This is a genomic window from Kitasatospora sp. NPDC001660 (genome assembly GCF_053596725.1).
The window spans coordinates 138,330-157,445 of the sequence record NZ_JBSFGU010000015.1; the positions used below are offsets into that span (position 1 = coordinate 138,330).

The window sequence follows — 19,116 nt, forward strand, 5'->3', positions numbered from 1 at the left end:
AGGCCATGCCCGAAGCCGAGCGTGACCTCCCCTGCGGCCTGCACCTCTTCTGGGACGAGGCCGTCACCGCCTACGACTTCGGCCCCGGCCACCCGATGGACCCGACCCGGCTGGCCCTCACCATGCGCCTCGTCGAGGCCCTCGGGCTGGCGAGCGCGCCTGGCGTGAGCCTCAAGTCGGCGCCCCCGGCGGGCGATTCGACGCTGCACCTCGTGCACACCCGCGAGTACGTCGAGGCCGTCAAGTACGCCGCCGCCCACCCCGAGCGGCACGACCCCCGGCACGGGCTCGGCACCGACGACAACTGGGCCTTCCCGGCGGTGCATTCGGCCTCCGCCCTGATCGCGGGCCAGTCCGTCGCCGCCGCCGAGGCCGTCTGGCGCGGCGAGACCCCGCACGCCGTCAACTTCGCCGGCGGGCTGCACCACGCGATGCCCGCCAAGGCCTCCGGCTTCTGCATCTACAACGACCCGGCGCTCGCCATCGCCCGCCTGCTCGAACTCGGCGCCGAGCGCGTCGCGTACGTCGACGTGGACGTGCACCACGGCGACGGCGTCCAGCAGGCCTTCTGGAACGATCCCCGGGTGCTCACCATCTCCCTCCACGAGCACCCCGCCACGCTCTTCCCGCAGACCGGCTTCCCGACCGAGACCGGCGGCCCCGACGCCCCCGGCGGCGCAGCCAACCTGCCGCTCCCGGCCGGCACCGGCGACTCCGGCTGGCTGCGCGCGTTCCACGCCCTGGTGCCCGAACTCCTCGCCGCCTTCCGCCCCGAGGTCCTGGTCACCCAGCACGGCGCGGACACCCACCTGGAGGACCCGCTCGCCCACCTCGCCGTCACCGTCGACGCCCAGCGGCTGATCGCCGAGGAACTGCACGACCTCGCCCACCGGCACGCCCGCGGGCGCTGGGTCGCCACCGGCGGAGGCGGCTACGCCGTCGTGGACGTCGTCCCGCGCACCTGGACCCACCTCGTCGCCACCGCCGCCGGACGGCCCGTCGACCCGGCCACCGAGACCCCCGAACCGTGGCGCGCCGAGGTCTACCGCCGTACCCGTCGCCCCGCCCCGCTGCGCATGACCGACGGCGCGCGCCCGGTGTGGCGCGACTTCGACGCGGGATACGATCCGGCCGACCGCCTGGATCAGGCCATCCTCGCCAGCCGTCGCGCCGTCTTCCCCCACCACGGCCTGCTGGCCTGAAACCGGCGCCCCGGGTGCCTCCCGGGGCGGCCGTGCGCACGCCGCCTGCTACGAACCGCCGAGTGACTACGTACTGCAACAGGACTATCTCTCACCGTACGAGGACTGCGCTTCCCCCTCTTCCCACTGGTACCACCCATAACTACTCTGGGGATACACGTGTGCCGGTGGAGTCACCGGAGGGGAAGCCGGTGCCTTGCACACGGGTTAAGGGTCGGGTGATGGTCATGAGTTCCGGCGAACGGCCCCTGCAGGAAGTCGTCTTCCTGACCGTGGCGGAGGTTGCCGCGGTCATGCGGGTGTCCAAGATGACGGTGTACCGCCTGGTGCACAGCGGAGAGCTGCCGGCCATCCGGGTCGGACGGTCCTTCCGGGTGCCCCAGCAGGCGGTGCACGAGTACCTCAAGGAGTCCTACGTGAGGCTTGAGAGCGCGTAGGACCGGCGCGCGGGTGCGGGTCCGTGACCGTGGGCCCCGCACCCGTTTGCCGCAGATTTCCCGTGAGTTTCCCGGTCCAGGGGAGCACGATTACGGCCCTGGCGTCGCGGACGGTAGGCTAGGCCCTCCGTCAGTCGTATGGACTCCGTCTCTCACGGACGAGAGTCTCAGTGAGCGAGGGTTGTTCCGTGGGCTCTGTCATCAAGAAGCGTCGCAAGCGTATGGCCAAGAAGAAGCACCGCAAGCTTCTCAAGCGCACGCGCGTTCAGCGTCGCAACAAGAAGTAAGCGCCCCCGGCCGCGCCCTGCGCGCCGCGCGCTTCCATCGCCCGCCCGGGCCCGTAGTGGCCCGGGCGGGCGGTGTCGTTTCACGGCCCGGCGGGGCGGCGCGGTACGGTGCAGGCGGGGTTGGCCGGCCAGGGAAACGCTGCGAAATGGGGTGCGCTTTGGGCGTCGTCGTGCTCGTCACGGGTGTGGCCCGGCATCTCGGGGCCCGCTTCGTCGCCGAGGTCCGCCGCCGGCCCGACGTCGACCTGGTGGTCGGCGTCGACGTGCAGCCGCCCCGGCGCCCGGTCGAGGAGCCGGACGGTCCGGCCGCGCCGTACCGCTTCCACCAGCTCGACCTGCGCCGCCCGGCCGTCTCCCGGGTGATCGCCGAGCACCTGGTGGACACCGTCGTGCACCTCAGCGTCTCCGCCACCGGGCTGGGCTCCACCAACCGCTCCGCGGTGAAGGAGTCCAACGTGATCGGCACCATGCAACTGCTCGGCGCCTGCCAGAAGGCGCCGAGCGTGCGCCGGCTGGTGGTGAAGTCGACCACCGGCGTCTACGGTTCGGCGCCGCGGGACCCGGCCGTGTTCACCGAGCGGATCCAGCCGAAGAACCCGCCCGGCGGCGGCTTCGCCAAGGACGCCGCGGAGGTCGAGGGCTACGTCCGCGGCTTCGCCCGGCGCCGCCCGGACGTCGCGGTGACGGTCCTTCGCTTCGCCAACATCGTCGGCCCCGGTGCGGACACCCCGCTCAGCGAGTACTTCGCGCTGCCGGTGCTGCCGACCGTCCTCGGCTACGACCCCCGGCTCCAGTTCGTGCACGAGGACGACGCCGTCGCCGTGCTGTGCCGGGCGGCCGGCGAGGCCGAGCCGGGCACCGTCAACACCGGCACCTTCAACGTGGCCGGGGAGGGCGTCCTGCTGCTCTCCCAGTGCGCCCGCCGGCTCGGCCGGCCCACGTTGCCGCTGCTGCTGCCCGCGGTCAGCTGGATGGCCGGACTGGCCCGGCAGACCCGGCTGGTGGACGTCTCGTCCGAGCAGCTGCGGCTGCTCACCCACGGACGCGTGGTGGACACCACCCGGCTGCGGGAGACCTTCGGCTACCGTCCCGCGTTCACCACCCCGGCGGCCTTCGCCGACTTCGCCGCCGCCCGGGGCCCCGGCCTCCTGCCGCCCGAGCGGCTCGCCGCCGTCACCGACCGGCTGACCGGCCTGCTCGGCCCGGAGCCGGCCCCCGCCGCCCGCAACCGCACCGACCGCTTCACCCGCCCGAGGAGCTGAACCCGCCATGAGTGTCGCAGCCGAGAACGTGCCGGGCGAGGCCAAGGTCATCCCGATCGAGTCCGCGCCGAGTTGGACATCGCAGGACGCTCCGGCCCTGGCCGACCGGCTCGCCGAGGCCGTCGGCGGCGCGCTGTCCGGGCGGCTCGGCCCGGCCGCGACCCGGCTGTTCGGCAAGGGCTGGGAGAGCCGGGCCGCCGAGCGGCTGGCCTTCCTGCGCCGCCGCGTCACCGGCGACTACGAGGTGGACGAGTTCGGCTTCGACCGGGAGCTCACCGAGGAGGTGCTGCTCGGGCTGCTGCGCCCGCTGGCCGAGAAGTACTTCCGGATCGAGGTGCGCGGCGTCGAGCACATCCCGTCCGAGGGCGGCGCGCTGGTCGTCGCCAACCACTCCGGGACGATCCCGCTGGACGCCCTGATGACGCAGGTGGCCATTCACGACCACCACCCGAACCACCGGCACCTGCGGATGCTCGCCGCCGACCTGGTGTTCGTGCTGCCCGGCGTCAACGAGCTGGCCCGCAAGGCCGGTCACACGCTGGCCTGCAACGAGGACGCCCAGGCGCTGCTGGAGCGCGGCGAGGTCGTGGGGGTGTGGCCGGAGGGCTTCAAGGGCATCGGCAAGCCGTTCGCCGAGCGGTACAAGCTCCAGCGGTTCGGGCGCGGCGGGTTCGTCTCCTCGGCGCTGCGCGCGGGGGTGCCGATCGTGCCGTGCTCGATCGTCGGGGCGGAGGAGACGTACCCGATGATCGGCAACCTGAAGACGCTGGCCCGGCTGCTGGGCCTGCCGTACGTGCCGATCACGCCGACGTTCCCGTGGCTGGGCCCGCTCGGCGCGGTGCCGCTGCCGACGAAGTGGACGATCCAGTTCGGCGAGCCGATCGCGACCGACGGGTACCCGGCGGAGGCGGCGGACGATCCGATGCTGGTCTTCGACCTAGCGGACGAGGTGCGGGAGACGATCCAGCACACGCTCTACAAGCTGCTGGTGCAGCGGCGTTCGGTGTTCTTCTGACAGCTGTTCCGGCAACGGCCGAGGGCCCGGCGGGATCACCCCGTCGGGCCCTCGGCCGGCGTCCCGTCAGCTGCCGAGGATCCGCAGTCCGGGCAGCAGGCCCGGAACCAGCGGGGGCACGTCGACGCCCTGCTGCTGGCCGCCGGAGGCGGTGCTGGGCGAGGCGGACGGCTGCTGCTGGCCGCTGGGCGCCGCGTCGGTGCTGGGCGAGGGCTGCTTGGCGCCGGTGAGCCCGTTGGTGAGGTTGCCCACCAGCCCGTTGACGGCGTCGGGGGCGCTGCTGGGCAGGTTGCCCGGCAGGCCGCCGCCCTTGGCACCGGTGCCGTCGGGCGCGCTCGCCCCGGCGCCGGCCGGTGCGTGCTCGGTGCCGCCGGGCCGGCCGGCGCCCGCCGTGCCCGTGCCGCCGCCCCGGGCGGCGGCACCCGGCGTGGTGCCGGAGCCGTCGGCCGAGGCGGCGCCGGTGCCGCCGGGGTTCGGGCCGGTGGTGTCGCCGCCCGCTCCCGGGCCGGCCGGTCCACCGCCCGGGGCGGTGGGCTGGGCCAGGCGCAGGGGCGCGACGTCCTCGCTTATGTCGTCGAAGAGCTGGTTCACCAGGTGGGCCTGCGGGGTGAGTTGGGCGGGCAGCCGGCCCGCCAGCTCGGCCCAGCGGCCGTCCTCGTCGTGGGCGAAGCCGGCCAGGGCGCGCATCGGGTCGAGCGAGCCGTTGCTGCGGTAGACCGAGCGCAGCAGGTCGCGGCCCTTGAGGGCGTCGGCGTGCATGTCGTCCAGCGCGCGGCGGACCTGCTCGACGGTGCTCGGGCTGAGCGCGCTGCCGGCGTCGGTGCGGCCGACCAGGCTCTTGGCCTCCTTGAGCCGGGTCGCGGCGTTGTCGAGGAGCAGTTCGCCGCGCTCGGAGTCGGAGCCCGCGAGGTCGAGCCGGAGCCCTTCGAGGCCGCGCTTCATGCCGTACAGCGTGTCCCCGGGAAGGGCGCTGGTACTGGCGGCGGCGGCACCGGCGAGGCTGCCGACGGCGAGGCCGGCGACGAGTCCGCCGATCGCGAAGCGGCGGCTCCAGCGGCCGCGCGGGGCCGTTCGGACCGTGCGGTGCCGACGCTGGCGGGGCACCGCGATGCCCGGTCCGCCGGCGAAGGCCTGTTCGAACGCGGCCATCAGCTGGGCGCGTTGGACGGTCCGTACCTCCGGGTCGAGTGCCGGGTCGGGCAGTGTGCCCAACGCGCCCGCCAGGCCGACCAGTTCCGCCATCGCGGCGGACCTCTGGCCGGTGGTAGCGGTGTTGGCCGATTCGGCGTCGGCCGTGCCGCGTTGCTCTGCCTGGTGGGCCTCCAGCGCCTCGGCGAAGGCCTTCGCCCGTCGGTGCTCCAGCACGTTTGCCGTCACGGGCCACACCTCCCTTCGTCGTTGTCGACACCCCGGCCTGCCGGACGGTTGCCCCGGCGGGCCAAAGCCACTCCATCGGGTGACAGGTCGCAATTCGGCTTGACCGTCTGCCTGATGGTGACTTGCACGCTGGCCAACGAGCGGTGCGGGCGATCGGTTACGCACGGCTGATCATCGGACCGACCGTTCACCCGGACGTGTCGGTCCGCCACCGGTGGTGACGGCCGGACGGCGCCGGCCCGACGGGGCATCTCCCCGGCGCAACCGCGCGCGGCCGCCACGGCCGCCCGCCTCACCGCGCGTCGGGCGGGAGCAGGCGGGCCAGGGTGCGGACCGCTCGGTACTGCAGCGTCTTGATGGCGCCTTCGTTCTTGCCCATGATCCGTGCCGTCTCGGCCACCGAGAGCCCCTGCAGGAAGCGGAGCGTGACGCACTCCTGCTGCTGCGGGTTGAGCCGGCGCACCGCGTCGAGCAGGGCCGCGTTGGACAGCGACTCCAGCACCGACTCCTCGGGGCTGCGCTCGCACTCGTTGGAGTCGAGCATCTCGCCGGTGGTGACCTCCAGCCGGAAGCGGCTGGACTTGAAGTGGTCGGCGACCAGGTTGCGGGCGATCGTCACGAGCCACGCGCCGAAGTCGCGTCCCTGCCAGGTGAAGGTGCCGATCCGGCGCAGCGCGCGCAGGAACGTCTCGCTGGTGAGGTCCTCGGCGGTGGCCCGGCTGCCGACCCGGTAGTAGATGTACCGGTAGACGGTGTCCGCGTAGTGGTCGTAGAGCCGCCCGAAGGCCTCGCTCTCGCCGGCCTGGGCCCGCTCGACCAGCTCCATGATCGGGTTGTGCTCGGTCTCGTAGCCCGGGCTGGGCGCGGTGCGGGCCCGGCCGCGGCCGACGCCGCTGGTGCCGGTGCGGCCGCGGGAGCCGGTGCCGGCCGAGCCGGCCGCGGTGGTGCGCAGCGCGAGCCCGGGGGCCGGCTGGGGATCGAACGGCGCGCCGGCCGGGACGAGTTGGGGCGAGGCGGTGAGCTGGCTGCGGAGCAGGCTGCGCAACAGGTCGAGGCCGGTGGAAAGCTGCCGGGCGGTGACCGGGCGACCGCGGAGGCCGGTGCGGGGGCGCAGGGGGGACGACGGGCGGGAGGGTGCAGGCGCGTCGTTCCGGACGGGTGGGTACACGGGACTCCCAGAGGCAGAACTGTGGACGGATCACCTCCGCCTGCGCGGAGAGCACGCCTCCGCTGCCCGTTCGAGCGAGGCGTGCGGGTGACGTACATCCAGGAGAGAATAACGCTTTGTGCAATGACAGCTACACCCTGTGGTCGAAGTGGTCGGCTGGGATCCATTTCGCATGCATATTCGGCTGACACTGACCGATCGTGTCATCGTTCTTCCAGCTCAACGTGACCGAATGGGCGCCCAGGGTGACCGGTTCGGTGGTCTGGCGGGCGGTTTCCCTGCCCCGGGGCTCGGTAATCGCCGACTTTCCCGGTCTGGCGAACGATCAGAACCGGTCAGCGGGTGGCAAGTTCGGACAGCTGGGCCGAACGACCGTGCGGCAGGCCGGAGTTCGCTCGTACGAGGGGCCCGGACCTGCGGCCCTGTTGACGTCGGGTCACCCGCGAAGGGGAAGGCCGTGCGGGGGAGTTCGGAAGGTGCCGGACGCCGCCTCAGGTGCAGCTGCGGCGCCGGTGCAGCGCGACTCCGGCGGCCGTCGCGCCCGCGAGCACGCCGAGCGCGGCCGCGGCGGGCAGGCCGATCCGGGCCGCCTTCCGTCCGGTGCGGAAGTCCCGCACCCGCCAGCCCTGGGCGCGCGCGTGCCGGCGCAGCGCGCCGTCCGGGTTCACCACGTACGGGTGGCCGACCATCGAGAGCATCGGGATGTCGTTGGCCGAGTCGCTGTAGGCGGCGCAGCGGTCGAGGTCGAGCCGCTCGCGCCGGGCCAGCGCGGAGACCGCGGCCGCCTTGGCGGGGCCGTGCAGCAGCTCGCCGACCAGGCGGCCGGTGTAGAGCCCGTCGCGGGCCTCGGCGACGGTGCCGAGCGCGCCGGTCATGCCGAGCCGCCGGGCGATCACCCGGGCCACCTCCAGCGGCGCGGCGGTGACCAGCCAGACCCGTTGGCCGGCGTCGAGGTGCATCTGGACCAGGGCGCGGGTGCCGGGCCAGATCTTGTCGGCGACGACGTGCTCGAAGACCTCCTCGCAGAGCGCCTCCAGGTCGGCCGTCCGTTTGCCGGCGACGAGGCCGAGCGCGGTGTGCTGGGCGTCCGAGATGTGGTCCGGGTCCTCGGCGCCGTGCAGCCGGAACCAGGCCTGCTGCCAGGCGAAGCGGGCGATGTCGCGGCGGGTGAGGAAACCGTGCCGGTAGAGGCCGACGCCGAGGTAGAAGATGGCGGCGCCGCGCAGGATGGTGTTGTCGCAGTCGAAGAAGGCGGCGGCGTGCGGGTCGCCGGGCTCGGGGGTGTGGTTCCCCGCGGGCGCCTTGGGGGCCTTACCGGGTCTGCCGGTGGCCGGAGCCGGAGCTCCCGGGGGGCCGGCGACGGCCCCCGGAAGGGCTCCGGCCGGTGCGGGCTCGGCGCGCAGGGCGGCCTCCGCCGCCTCGGCCGCGGCCTCGCCCGCCAGGGCGGTCCGCTCGGTGGTGGAACGCCTTGCGTGGGTGAGCCTTCGGAGCACGGCCATGTCATCGAGCATAGCCAGCCGGGCGCGGAGCGGCCGTGACGACGCCGTGCCCGTGCGGTGAACACCGCGCTGCGCGGCCGGGCGCGGGGCCGGTGCGGGCGGGGCGCACAATGGCCGGGTGAGCCCACTGCTGCGACGTGACAAGAGCCCGAAGCCGTCCCCGGCGGACCGTACCGTGACCCTGGTCGGCAAGCCCGGGTGCCACCTGTGCGACGACGCCCGGGAGGTGATCGTCCGGGTGACGGGCGAACTGGGCGCGGCCTTCGAGGAGAAGGACATCACCCGGGACGAGGAGCTGTACCGCAAGTACTGGGAGCAGATCCCGGTGACCCTGATCGACGGCCGCCAGCACGACTTCTGGCGGGTCGACGAGCGCCGCCTGCGCGCCGCTCTGGGCGCCTGAAGCGAGCGCGGCGGGCGACTCGTCGGGGGTGCCCCGCACCGACTCCCGGCCCGCCCCGTCGACCGGCGGGGGCGAGTCACCGAATCGTTGCCAAATGCACTCCGATCCGGCGTGCGTCGGAGCGTGTCCGTCGGCTTACGATCGAACTCGTTTGCGCCCGTGGGGGGCTGAGCACACGAGGAGTGCCGCCATGCTTCCCGGCCCGACCCCTGGGACGCCCGAGGTCCCGCAGGCCCCGCAGGGTCCGAGGGGCTTCGCCGTGGTGGACGTGGAGGCGACCGGCCGCAGCCCGTGGCGGCACCGGGTGGTCGAGATCGCGGTGGTCCTGCTGGACGGCGAGCTGCGCCCGGAGGGCGAGTTCGCCACCCTGCTCGACCCGCTGGGCCCGGTCGGCCCGACCCACGTGCACCGGATAAGCCAGACGGACGTCGAGGGCGCCCCGCGCTTCCGGGAGATCGCGCCGCGGCTGCTGGAGCTGCTGGCCGGCCGGGTGCTGGTGGGGCACCACGTGAGCTGCGACCACGCGTTCCTGGACCGCGAGTTCGCCCGCATCGGGGTGCCGCTGCCGCCCGTCCCGCTGTTGTGCACGATGCGGTTGGCCCGCGCCCACCTGCCGGAGGCCCGCGGCCACGGCCTGGCGGCCTGCGTGCAGGCGGCCGGTCTCGGCTGGTACCCGGCGCACACCGCGCTCGGCGACGCCCGGGTGACGGCCGAACTGCTGCGGCACTGCGTGGGCGTCCCGGGCCGCCCGTCGGACGACCGGGCGCCGGACGACGTGGAGGGGGTGCTCCACGAGGCGGCCCGGGTGCCGTGGCCGCGGCTGGGCCGGGCCCGCCCCCGCCCGTTCGGGGCGGCCGTCCCGCTGCTGCGCCGGGAGGCGCCGTACGGCCCGTGGCTGCCAGGGGTACCGGCCCCGGCGGTGGTGCTGACGGAGTGCGGTGCTATGGGCTCGACGGCGTGATGCGCATCACTGTGCGGGGACAAAACGGACACCATCTTTGTGCACACGTTCACAAACGCATAGCCTGGCTGTCAAAGCCCAGCTTCACCCACAGGAGCACCGTGGCAATCGGCCGATCACCACAGAGCAGTTCGCAGACGCCCGAGCAGGGCGCCGCGCGCCGACCCTCGCGTGCCCGGGGCATCCCGGAGGCGACCGTCGCCCGCCTGCCCCTCTACCTGCGAGCCCTCACCGCGCTCTCCGAGCGCTCGGTGCCGACCGTCTCCTCCGAGGAGCTGGCCGCCGCGGCCGGCGTCAACTCGGCCAAGCTGCGCAAGGACTTCTCCTACCTCGGCTCCTACGGCACCCGCGGCGTCGGCTACGACGTCGAGTACCTCGTCTACCAGATCTCCCGCGAGCTCGGCCTGACCCAGGACTGGCCGGTCGTCATCGTCGGCATCGGGAACCTCGGCCACGCCCTCGCCAACTACGGCGGCTTCGCCTCGCGCGGCTTCCGGGTGGCCGCCCTGCTGGACGCCGACCCGAACGTCGTCGGCTCCACCGCGGCCGGACTTCCGGTGCGCCACATGGACGAGCTGGAGTCGATCGTCGAGAGCCAGCACGTCTCGATCGGCGTCATCACCACCCCGCCCGGTGCCGCCCAGCAGGTCTGCGACCGCCTGGTCGAGGCCGGCGTCACCAGTATCCTCAACTTCGCCCCGACCGTGCTGACCGTGCCGGACGGCGTGGACGTGCGCAAGGTGGACCTCTCCATCGAGCTGCAGATCCTGGCCTTCCACGAGCAGCGCAAGGCCGGCGAGGAGCCCGACCGCACCGAGTCGGTGCTGGACCGCGCCCCGGGCCCGGTCCGCGCCGCGGCGGCCAAGCTGCGCCGCGCGGCCGGCGGCAACGGCAAGGGCCGTGCCGAGGCCGTGGCCAAGGAGCAGGCCGAGCAGGCCAAGGGCAAGACCGCCAAGGGCGGCGAGGGCGACCTGTCCGCGGTGATGCCCGCATGAACGGCGTTGTCTCCATGAGCAGTGAGAACCGTGGCACCAGGGGGCGGGCGTGAGTCTTCTCGTCGTAGGACTGAGCCACCGGACGGCCCCGGTCGGCGTGCTGGAGCGCGCCGCGCTGACCAGTGACGCGCCGACCCGGCTGCTGCACGACGCGGCGGCCACCGCGACCGTCGCCGAGGCCGCGCTGCTCAACACCTGCAACCGGATCGAGCTGTACGCGGACGTCGACAAGTTCCACGCCGGCGTCGCCGAGCTGTCGCTGCTGCTGGCCCACCACAGCGGGGTGGACCTGGAGGAGCTGACCGCCCACCTGTACGTCCACTACGAGGACCGCGCCGTCCACCACCTCTTCTCGGTGGCCTGCGGCCTGGACTCGATGGTCGTCGGCGAGGGCCAGATCCTCGGCCAGCTGCGCGACGCGCTGGCCAAGGCCCAGGAGGAGCACACCGCCGGGCGCGGCCTGAACGAGCTGTTCCAGCAGGCGCTGCGGGTCGGCAAGCGGGCGCACAGCGAGACCGGCATCGACAAGGCCGGCCAGTCGCTGGTGACCTTCGGCCTGGAACAGGTCGCGGCCGGGGCGGGCGAGATCGCCGGCAAGCGGGCCCTGGTGGTCGGCGCCGGCTCGATGAGCTCGCTGGCCGCCGCGACCCTGGTCCGCTGCGGCGTCACCGACCTGCTGGTCGCCAACCGGACGCCCGCGCGCGCCGAGCGCCTGGTCGAGATCCTCGGCCCGGCCGTGGCCCGCACCCTGGACCTGGCCAAGGTGCCGCAGGCGCTGGCCGACGTCGACCTGGTGATCTCCTGCACCGGCGCGGCCGGCGTGGTGATCCGTGCCGAGGACGTCGCCGCCGCGGTCGCCCTGCGCCGGTCCGACCAGCCGCTCGCCCTGCTCGACCTCGCCATGCCGCGCGACGTCGACCACGCCGTGCACGAGCTGCCCGGCGCCCTGCTGGTCGACCTGGAGAGCCTCTCGCACGCGCACGCCGCCAGCCCCGGCGCGGGCGACGTGGACGCCGTCACCCGGATCGTCGCGGACGAGGTCAGCGCGTTCGGCGCCGCCCAGCGGGCCGCCCGGATCGCGCCGACCGTCGTCGCGCTGCGGGCGATGGCCTCCGACGTCGTCGCCGCCGAGCTCGGCCGGCTGGACTCCCGGCTGCCGGACCTGGACCAGCGCTCGCGCGCGGAGATCACCCAGACCGTCCGGCGCGTCGTCGACAAGCTCCTGCACGCGCCGACCGTGCGCGTCAAGCAGCTCGCCGCCGAGCCCGGCGGTGCCTCCTACGCGGACGCCCTGCGCGAACTGTTCGACCTCGACCCGGCGGCCGTGCACGCCGTGTCGGGCACGCCCGTCGGCGGCCGGCCCCAGCCCTCGGGCGGGAGCGCCGGATGAACCGTCAGCCATCCCACGAGTACCACCGGGACGATCACCTCATGAATGGTCAACCGATCACGGAGCAGGCTCCGGCCGCCACCGCACTGCGGCTCGGCACCCGGCGCAGCGCGCTCGCCATGGCCCAGTCGGGCATGGTCGCCCGCGAGGTGACCAGGCTCACCGGGCGCGCTGTCGAGCTGGTCGAGATCACCACCTACGGCGACACCTCGCGCGAGGCACTGGCCCAGATCGGCGGGACCGGCGTGTTCGTCTCCGCGCTGCGCGACGCGCTGCTGGAGGGCCGGATCGACTTCGCCGTGCACTCGCTGAAGGACCTGCCCACCGCCGCGCCCGAGGGCCTGGTGCTGGCCGCCGTTCCCGAGCGCGAGGACGTCCGCGACGCCCTGGTCGCCCGCGAGGGCCTGGCCCTGGACGAGCTGGTGGAGAAGCTGGCCGGCGCCGGCCGCCCGGCCCGCATCGGCACCGGCTCCCCGCGCCGGATGGCCCAGCTGAACGCCTGGGCCGCCGCCCGCGGCGCCGCCCTGGAGACCGTCGCGATCCGCGGCAACGTGGACACCCGGATCGGCTACGTCACCAACGGCGAGCTGGACGCCGTGGTGCTCGCGACCGCCGGCCTGAACCGGCTCGGCCGCAGCGCCGAGATTTCCCAGCACCTCGACCCCGAGCTGATGATCCCGGCCCCCGGCCAGGGCGCGCTCGCGATCGAGTGCACCACCGGCAACACCGAACTCACCGCCGCGCTCGCCGCCCTCGACCACGCCCCCACGCGGGTCGCGGTGGCCGCCGAGCGCGCGCTGCTGGCCGCCCTGGAGGCCGGCTGCTCGGCGCCGGTGGCCGGGCTGGCCACCTGGGGCCGGCCGAACGAACTGCGGCTGGAGGGCGTGGTCGCCACCACCGACGGCGCCACCCTGCTGAAGATGTCCGCCAACGGTCCGATCGTCCTCGACGAGACCGCCGAGCAGCAGGCGACGGCCCTCGGCCGCGCGCTGGCCGCCCGGCTGCTCGACGCGGGCGCGGCCGCCCTGATGGGGGAGCGAGCCCGATGAGCCCCACCGCCGCCACCGACACCCCGTTCCCGGCCGGCCAGTCCGCCGACGGACGGTGCACCTTCCTGGGCGCGGGCCCCGGGGACCCGGGGCTGCTGACCCTGCGCGCGGTCGAGGTGCTGTCCTCGGCCGACGTCCTGGTCGCCGACCCGCTGACCGCCGCCGCCGTGCGCAGCCACTGCCCGGCCGGCGTGCAGGTGCACACCCCGGGCGCCGAGGGCGCCGGGTTCGACCTGGCCAAGCTGGTCGCCGAGGCCGTTCGGGCCGGCAAGCACGTGGTCCGCACCGTCGACGGCGACCCGGGCCTGGACGGCTGCGCCGCCGAGGAGATGCTCAACTGCGCGGGCGACGGGATCGCCTTCGAGGTGGTCCCGGGCGTCGCCCAGTCGGTCGGCGTGCCGGCCTACGCCGGTGTCCCGCTGCGCGGCTCCGCCGGTACGGACGTCCGCTTCGTCGACGGCGCGGCGCTGCTGGCCGGCGGCCCGGTCGACCTGGGCGCGCCGGAGACCACCCTGGTGGTCCGCACGACGCTGGGCCAGCTGCCCGCCACCGCCGGCGCGCTGGTCTCGGGCGGCCGCAAGCCGGAGGCGGCGCTGAGCGCGACGCTCTCCGGCACCACCACGCGCCAGCGCACCTTCACCTCGACGCTGTCCGGCATCGCGGCCGACCTGAAGGCCGCCCGGGTGCTGCCCTCGCCGGTCTCCGCCCCGGTCGACCCGGCCACCTCGGTGATAGCCGTGGTGGGCGAGCAGGTCGTCCACCGCGCCTCGCACTCGTGGTTCGAGACCAAGCCGCTGTTCGGCTGGAACGTCCTCGTGCCGCGCACCAAGGAGCAGGCCCACGGGCTGTCCGAGCAGCTGCGCTCGTACGGCGCGGTACCGCAGGAGGTGCCGACCATCGCGGTCGAGCCGCCGCGCACCCCGCAGCAGATGGAACGGGCCATCAAGGGCCTGGTGACCGGCCGCTACGAGTGGATCGCCTTCACCTCGGTGAACGCCGTCCGCGCGGTCCGGGAGAAGTTCGAGGAGTACGGCCTGGACGCCCGCGCGTTCGCCGGCATCAAGGTCGCGGCGGTCGGCGAGACCACCGCGCAGGCCCTGGTGGACTTCGGCGTGAAGCCGGACCTGGTGCCCTCCGGGGAGCAGTCCGCGGCCGGCCTGCTGGAGGACTGGCCGCCCTACGACCCGGTGTTCGACCCGATCGACCGGGTGCTGCTGCCGCGCGCCGACATCGCCACCGAGACCCTGGTGGCCGGCCTGGTCGAGCTCGGCTGGGAGGTCGACGACGTGACGGCGTACCGGACGGTGCGCGCCTCGCCGCCGCCGGCCGAGACCCGCGAGGCGATCAAGGGCGGCGGCTTCGACGCGGTGCTCTTCACCTCGTCCTCGACCGTGCGCAACCTGGTCGGCATCGCCGGCAAGCCGCACAACGTCACGGTCATCGCCTGCATCGGCCCGGCCACCGCCAAGACCGCCGAGGAGCACGGCCTGCGGGTCGACGTGATGGCCCCGGCCCCGTCGGCGGCCGCGCTGGCCCAGGCGCTGGCAGACTTCGGGGCCAGGCGCCGCGATGCCGCGACCGCCGCCGGTGAGCCGGTCTACCGGCCCAGCGAGCGCCGTCCGGGCTCGCGCCGCAAGGCCCGCTGACCCCTTTTCGGGACCCGGGGGCGACGATCCAGTCGCCCCCGGCGCTGCACCACCGTTCGGAGAGAGAAGCCGTGTCCGCTGAATTCCCGTACGTTCGCCCCCGCCGGCTGCGCCAGAGCCCGGCGATGCGCCGCCTGGTCGCCGAGACCCGGCTGCACCCGGCGGAGCTGATCCTGCCGCTGTTCGTCCGCGAGGGCGTCAGCGAGCCCGTCCCGGTCCCCTCGATGCCGGGCGTCGTCCAGCACACCCGGGACACCCTGCGCAAGGCCGTGGTCGAGGCGGCCGAGGCCGGCCTGGGCGGCGTCATGCTGTTCGGCGTGCCGGCGACGCAGGACGCCGTCGGCAGCGAGGGCACCAACCCGGACGGCATCCTCCAGCAGGCGATCCGGGACGTGGTCTCTGAGGTCGGCGACGCCCTGGTGGTCATGTCCGACCTTTGCCTGGACGAGTACACCGACCACGGCCACTGCGGCGTGCTGGCCGCCGACGGCAGCGTGGACAACGACGCCACTCTGGAGCGGTACGCCGAGATGGCCCGCGTGCAGGCCGACGCCGGCGTCCACCTGGTCGGCCCGTCCGGGATGATGGACGGCCAGATCGCGGTGGTCCGCAGGGCGCTGGACGAGGCCGGGCACCAGGACGTGGGCATCCTCGCCTACACCGCCAAGTACGCCTCGGCGTTCTACGGCCCGTTCCGCGAGGCCGTCGGCTCCTCGCTCAAGGGCGACCGCAAGACCTACCAGCAGGACCCGGCCAACGCCCGCGAGTCGCTGCGCGAGCTGGAGCAGGACCTCGCCGAGGGCGCCGACCTGGTGATGGTCAAGCCCGCCATGGCCTACCTGGACATCCTGCGCCAGGTCGCCGACGCCTCCCCGGTACCGGTCGCCGCGTACCAGGTGTCCGGCGAGTACGCGATGGTCGAGGCCGCGGCGGCGAACGGCTGGATCGACCGGGAGCGGATGATCATGGAGACGCTCACCTCGATCCGCCGGGCGGGCGCCGGGCAGATCCTGACCTACTGGGCGGTCGAGGCCGCCGCGATGCTCACGTAGTCACCGCTGCACGGCCAAAGGCCGGGTCCCTCCACCGAGGAGGGCCCGGCCTTTGGCCGCTGTGCCTACTCGGAGTCGTGGATGTGGGCGAAGCCCTCCACGCCGCCGGCCAGGCGCTCGGCGGTGGCGGCGCCCCAGCCCTCACCGCCGGTGGCGATGTGCGAGGTGTGGGCGACGGCCGCCCACCGCTCGGCCGCGAACACCGGGTCCGCCGAGGCGATGCCCTCGCGACCGCCCGCCAGGCCCACGTGCGCGAACGCCGGGGTGGCGGCACCCGCGAGCGCGAGCGCGGCGGTGGCGGTCAGCGCGGCCTTGGCCAGCTTGCTCTTCATGGTTCTGCCCTCTCTTCGGGAGCGCCTCGGCCGGCGCTCCGCCTCTGACACGTGATCACTCCCGGCCGTCCGGTCCACCGCCCCACACGCCGGACCGGACGGCCGTTCACCCGGCCGGACCGCACCCGTTCGGCGGCCCGCCGGACACCTCGTCCGTACAGCCCGGAGGGCCCGGGGAGACCAACCTCCCCAGGCCCTCCGTCCGTGCCGTGCCCCTGGATCAGCCGATCAGGTGCGAGACACCCGCGTCGCCCGAGGACTGGGTGTTCTGGCCGACGTTGCAGATCTGCTTCGGGGTGCTGTTCAGGATCGGCACCTCGATCGGAACCGCGGCGCCGGCGGCGGTGAGAGCGATGTTGTGGATCTCGGGCAGGCAGATGTTCGGGTTGTCCAGGGTGTGGAAGTTCGGGCTGCCGTTGCCGTGGGTGCCGGTCTGGTTGGTGCCGCCGTTGCCCTGGACCGTCGTGGCGGCGCCGTCCGAGTCGGCGATGGCGGAGGCCGAGCCGGCGGACATCGCGATGGCGGCGGCGGCCAGGCCGGCGGCGGCGAGGGACTTCTTGATCATTTCCGGTTTTCCTCTCGAGGGGTGAATCGGGGAACGATTCGAAGGGTGGTTCAGGGGGCCTGCGGGGGAGTGCGGTTCTGGGGGGCGTCAGCCGACCAGGTGGGAGACGCCGGCGTCGCCGTGGCTCTGGGTGCCCTGGCCCTGGGTGCAGTACTGCCTGCCACCGCTGTTGGCGATCGGGATCTCGACCGGGAGCGCGATGCCGGCGCCGCTGACGGCGATGTTGTGGATCTCGGGCAGGCAGATGTTCGCGTTGTCCAGGAAGTGGAAGTTCGGGCTGTTGTTCCCGACGGTGCCGGTGAAGTTGGTGCCGCCGTTGCCCTCGATGGAGGCGGCGGCGCCGTCCGCGTCACCGATGGCAGCGGCCGGCGCGGCGGCGGCGGCCAGCGCGGCGACGGCCAGGCCGGCGGCGGCGAAGGACTTCTGGATCATGGGGAGATCCCTCTCTGAAATTCTCTCTTGGTTTCCGTGCGCACAACGCGTAGAACGCTCAGACCCGGTCTGCAGTCACTGACGTCCAGATCAAAGAATGACGGCACGGAAGGTTACGGGGATTTTTGAAAAGAGTCCGGGAGGCGCGTCCGGGAATGGTTTGCGGTCGGATTATTAGGCCGAATTGGTTAATCTCCGCAATCCGCACTCCAGCTCACTCGTTGAGACAGATTGCTTTCCGGCTGCGGCACCCCGGTATCGCAGCCGACCCCCCTCAGAAGCTTCCCAGGACGGACAGGCGGAACGGTGAAAAGCATGAAGTTCTCCAAGCGGGCCGGCGCGATGCTGCTGGCGGTCGGTGCGGGCATGCTCGCCTCCCAGGGGTCGGCCTGCGCCGCCCCGGTCGGCCTCGACCAGGTCGGGGCCCTGGAGGACGGGCTGGTCACCCGGGAGGTCCCCGCGGACATCCCGCTCGCTCCGCTCGGCAGCCACGTCAAGGCGGGCATCCCGACCTCGCTGGTCATGCCGTCGGCACCGGGCAGGACCACCGGCACCGAGCTGATCCCGGACCGGCTGATCCCCGAGCTGCGCACCGGCGAGGTGGGCCCGGGCGCCAAGGCCGAACTGCCCGTCCCGCTGGTGGACGAGAGCACGGACCTCGGCAGGATGGTCCTGGACGCCCCGGCCGCGCCGCTGCGCGCCGACACCCCGGGGCTGGCCCTCGGCAAGCCGCTGTCGCTCGCCCAGGACGGCACCGGCCAGCTGGCCGACGGCCGCCTGAAGGTGGACGAGGTGGACCCGCGGCTGGTCACCGGCGCGGTGCAGGCGGTGCCGGGCGCCAAGGCCACCCTCGGCGACGAGGACCACCGGATCTCCGTCACCGACAAGGTGAGGGACCTGGCCGCGACCACCACGGCCACCTCCACCGGCGTCGTGCAGCAGACCGGGCTGGCGGGCCTGACGCAGCTCTGAGCCGCCCGCACGCACGAGAGCCCGGCACCCCGTACGAGACGGAAGGAGCCGGGCTCTCGTCCGCGGGGGCTCAGCCCGGCAGGACGCCGGTCAGCCCGCCGACCAGCGGGAGGTCCTTGACGCCGCCGCCCGCGCTCAGCGGGTTGGTCACCGTGCCGGTGCCGACCGGTGCGAGGCCCTGGTCGGGCTGGACGGTCGCGCCGTTGTTGAGCACGTCGGCCGAGGAGTTCGCCCACGGGTCCAGCCGCAGGCCCTTGATCGGCGCGACGCCGTAGCCGAGGCCGGAGGTCGTCCCCTTCAGCGCCTGGCCGACGTCGGTCTTCGCCAGTGTGGCGGGGCTGCCCCCGGGCGCCGGGTGCGCGGTGGTCGCGGCCTGCGCCGAGCCCGCGCCGAGCAGCACCGCGGTGCCGACGGCGGCGACGAGGCCGGCCCCGCTCTTCTTCGAAACCATCGAAACCATGTGGAATCACCCTTCGGTGGATCGGGGCCCCGGTCGGCCACCGGCCGTCCGGGGATGCCGAACTGCCCCCCGGCCGGCTGGACGGGGGGCAGGACGGTCGGAGCGTGTGCCGATCAGGGGCAGTCGTCCTCGGGCTTCGGGTGCACCTCCACGTTGGCGCAGCTGTTGCCGAAGGCCGGGTTCAGCAGGCCGGTGGCGCCGAGGGTGTTGCCGCACAGGTTGAGCGGGATGTGCACCGGGATCTGGATCTGGTTGCCGGAAACGACACCGGGGGAGCCGGCGGCCACGCCCTCCGCGCTCGAGCTGGCGGCGGCGGAGCCCGCCGCGCCCAGTACCAGGCCGGCAGCGGCGGTTGAGAGGACAGCGACCTTCTTCACGTTCTGCATGGGGGTTGATCTCCTCGATCACACACGGGTGGAGCGTGCCGCGCCCCGGCGCTGCGGAGCGCGGCACGGGCTCGGTGAGTCGGCGGTCGCCGCAGCGGCGACCGCCGGGTCAGCCGAGGTTGGCGCAGTGGTTGCCGAAGGCCGGGTTCAGCAGGCCGGTGGCGCCGAGGGTGTTGCCGCACAGGTTGAGCGGGATGTGCACCGGGATCTGGATCTGGTTGCCGGA

Annotated in this window: 22 protein-coding genes; 13 read left to right on the forward strand and 9 right to left on the reverse strand. The window is 73.9% G+C overall.

What is annotated here, in order from left to right:
- Positions 1–5: 5 nt before the first annotated feature.
- The 5 genes from ACWCXH_RS18865 to ACWCXH_RS18885 all read left to right on the forward strand — a co-directional run bounded on the left by ACWCXH_RS18865 (position 6) and on the right by ACWCXH_RS18885 (position 4,203).
- Positions 6–1,202 carry an acetoin utilization protein AcuC gene (locus ACWCXH_RS18865; RefSeq protein WP_449802547.1) on the forward strand — a complete coding sequence of 399 codons (1,197 nt, stop codon included), beginning with the start codon at positions 6–8 and terminating at the stop codon, positions 1,200–1,202.
- A 227-nt stretch (positions 1,203–1,429) separates the two neighbouring features.
- Complete coding sequence (locus ACWCXH_RS18870; protein ID WP_148644250.1) at positions 1,430–1,639, forward strand: helix-turn-helix domain-containing protein; 210 nt, start codon at positions 1,430–1,432, stop codon at positions 1,637–1,639.
- 188 nt (positions 1,640–1,827) lie between these two features.
- A complete protein-coding gene (locus ACWCXH_RS18875) occupies positions 1,828–1,926 on the forward strand; it encodes a 30S ribosomal protein bS22 (RefSeq protein WP_003948845.1) in 99 nt (32 codons plus the stop codon).
- Between the two features lie 158 nt (positions 1,927–2,084).
- Positions 2,085–3,188, forward strand: coding sequence for an NAD-dependent epimerase/dehydratase family protein (locus ACWCXH_RS18880; protein ID WP_449802585.1), 1,104 nt, complete (start codon positions 2,085–2,087; stop codon positions 3,186–3,188).
- 7 nt (positions 3,189–3,195) lie between these two features.
- A complete protein-coding gene (locus tag ACWCXH_RS18885; RefSeq protein WP_449802548.1) occupies positions 3,196–4,203 on the forward strand; it encodes a lysophospholipid acyltransferase family protein in 1,008 nt (335 codons plus the stop codon).
- 66 nt (positions 4,204–4,269) lie between these two features.
- Here ACWCXH_RS18885 and ACWCXH_RS18890 read toward each other — a convergent pair whose 3' ends face one another.
- The 3 genes from ACWCXH_RS18890 to ACWCXH_RS18900 form a co-directional block, all read right to left on the reverse strand.
- Positions 4,270–5,580, reverse strand: coding sequence for a DUF5667 domain-containing protein (locus ACWCXH_RS18890; protein WP_449802549.1), 1,311 nt, complete (start codon positions 5,578–5,580; stop codon positions 4,270–4,272).
- A gap of 292 nt (positions 5,581–5,872) precedes the next feature.
- Entirely contained in the window at positions 5,873–6,694 is an 822-nt protein-coding gene (locus tag ACWCXH_RS18895; RefSeq protein WP_449802586.1) for an ECF subfamily RNA polymerase sigma factor, BldN family, read from the reverse strand.
- A 545-nt stretch (positions 6,695–7,239) separates the two neighbouring features.
- Positions 7,240–8,247 (reverse strand): HAD family hydrolase, encoded by a 1,008-nt coding sequence (locus tag ACWCXH_RS18900; protein WP_449802550.1) that lies wholly within the window; start codon positions 8,245–8,247, stop codon positions 7,240–7,242.
- 118 nt (positions 8,248–8,365) lie between these two features.
- Between ACWCXH_RS18900 and ACWCXH_RS18905 the strand changes: the two genes are divergently transcribed.
- From ACWCXH_RS18905 to hemB, 7 genes are all read left to right on the forward strand, one after another.
- On the forward strand, positions 8,366–8,650 hold the full coding sequence (locus ACWCXH_RS18905; protein ID WP_449802551.1) for a glutaredoxin family protein: 285 nt from the start codon (positions 8,366–8,368) through the stop codon (positions 8,648–8,650).
- 190 nt (positions 8,651–8,840) lie between these two features.
- Positions 8,841–9,611: a 3'-5' exonuclease gene (locus ACWCXH_RS18910; RefSeq protein ID WP_449802552.1), complete on the forward strand. Its 771-nt coding sequence runs from the start codon at positions 8,841–8,843 to the stop codon at positions 9,609–9,611.
- 107 nt (positions 9,612–9,718) lie between these two features.
- Entirely contained in the window at positions 9,719–10,606 is an 888-nt protein-coding gene (locus ACWCXH_RS18915) for a redox-sensing transcriptional repressor Rex (RefSeq protein WP_449802587.1), read from the forward strand.
- Between the two features lie 49 nt (positions 10,607–10,655).
- Positions 10,656–11,996: a glutamyl-tRNA reductase gene (locus tag ACWCXH_RS18920; RefSeq protein WP_449802553.1), complete on the forward strand. Its 1,341-nt coding sequence runs from the start codon at positions 10,656–10,658 to the stop codon at positions 11,994–11,996.
- 41 nt (positions 11,997–12,037) lie between these two features.
- Complete coding sequence (gene hemC, locus ACWCXH_RS18925) at positions 12,038–13,045, forward strand: hydroxymethylbilane synthase (RefSeq protein ID WP_449802554.1); 1,008 nt, start codon at positions 12,038–12,040, stop codon at positions 13,043–13,045.
- Positions 13,042–14,691, forward strand: a complete 1,650-nt coding sequence (locus ACWCXH_RS18930) for a uroporphyrinogen-III synthase (protein ID WP_449802555.1) — start codon at positions 13,042–13,044, stop codon at positions 14,689–14,691. The genes hemC and ACWCXH_RS18930 overlap by 4 nt, the downstream gene beginning before the upstream one ends.
- A 71-nt stretch (positions 14,692–14,762) precedes the next feature.
- Entirely contained in the window at positions 14,763–15,743 is a 981-nt protein-coding gene (hemB, locus tag ACWCXH_RS18935; RefSeq protein WP_449802556.1) for a porphobilinogen synthase, read from the forward strand.
- A 65-nt stretch (positions 15,744–15,808) separates the two neighbouring features.
- Here the strand turns inward: hemB and ACWCXH_RS18940 are convergent, their stop codons facing one another.
- From ACWCXH_RS18940 to ACWCXH_RS18950, 3 genes are all read right to left on the reverse strand, one after another.
- Positions 15,809–16,075: a hypothetical protein gene (locus tag ACWCXH_RS18940; RefSeq protein WP_449802557.1), complete on the reverse strand. Its 267-nt coding sequence runs from the start codon at positions 16,073–16,075 to the stop codon at positions 15,809–15,811.
- 220 nt (positions 16,076–16,295) lie between these two features.
- Positions 16,296–16,640, reverse strand: a complete 345-nt coding sequence (locus ACWCXH_RS18945) for a rodlet layer protein (RefSeq protein WP_449802558.1) — start codon at positions 16,638–16,640, stop codon at positions 16,296–16,298.
- Between the two features lie 87 nt (positions 16,641–16,727).
- Positions 16,728–17,072, reverse strand: coding sequence for a rodlet layer protein (locus ACWCXH_RS18950; protein ID WP_449802559.1), 345 nt, complete (start codon positions 17,070–17,072; stop codon positions 16,728–16,730).
- Between the two features lie 315 nt (positions 17,073–17,387).
- On the opposite strand from ACWCXH_RS18950, the gene ACWCXH_RS18955 reads away from it, so the two are divergent.
- Positions 17,388–18,044, forward strand: coding sequence for a hypothetical protein (locus ACWCXH_RS18955; protein WP_449802560.1), 657 nt, complete (start codon positions 17,388–17,390; stop codon positions 18,042–18,044).
- 70 nt (positions 18,045–18,114) lie between these two features.
- On the opposite strand, the gene ACWCXH_RS18960 is transcribed toward ACWCXH_RS18955, so the two are convergent.
- From ACWCXH_RS18960 to ACWCXH_RS18970, 3 genes are all read right to left on the reverse strand, one after another.
- Positions 18,115–18,504, reverse strand: coding sequence for a hypothetical protein (locus ACWCXH_RS18960; protein ID WP_449802561.1), 390 nt, complete (start codon positions 18,502–18,504; stop codon positions 18,115–18,117).
- Between the two features lie 113 nt (positions 18,505–18,617).
- Positions 18,618–18,890, reverse strand: coding sequence for a chaplin (locus ACWCXH_RS18965; RefSeq protein WP_449802562.1), 273 nt, complete (start codon positions 18,888–18,890; stop codon positions 18,618–18,620).
- Between the two features lie 109 nt (positions 18,891–18,999).
- Positions 19,000–19,116: chaplin (locus tag ACWCXH_RS18970; RefSeq protein WP_449802588.1), on the reverse strand; the 117-nt coding region annotated here is incomplete at its 5' end.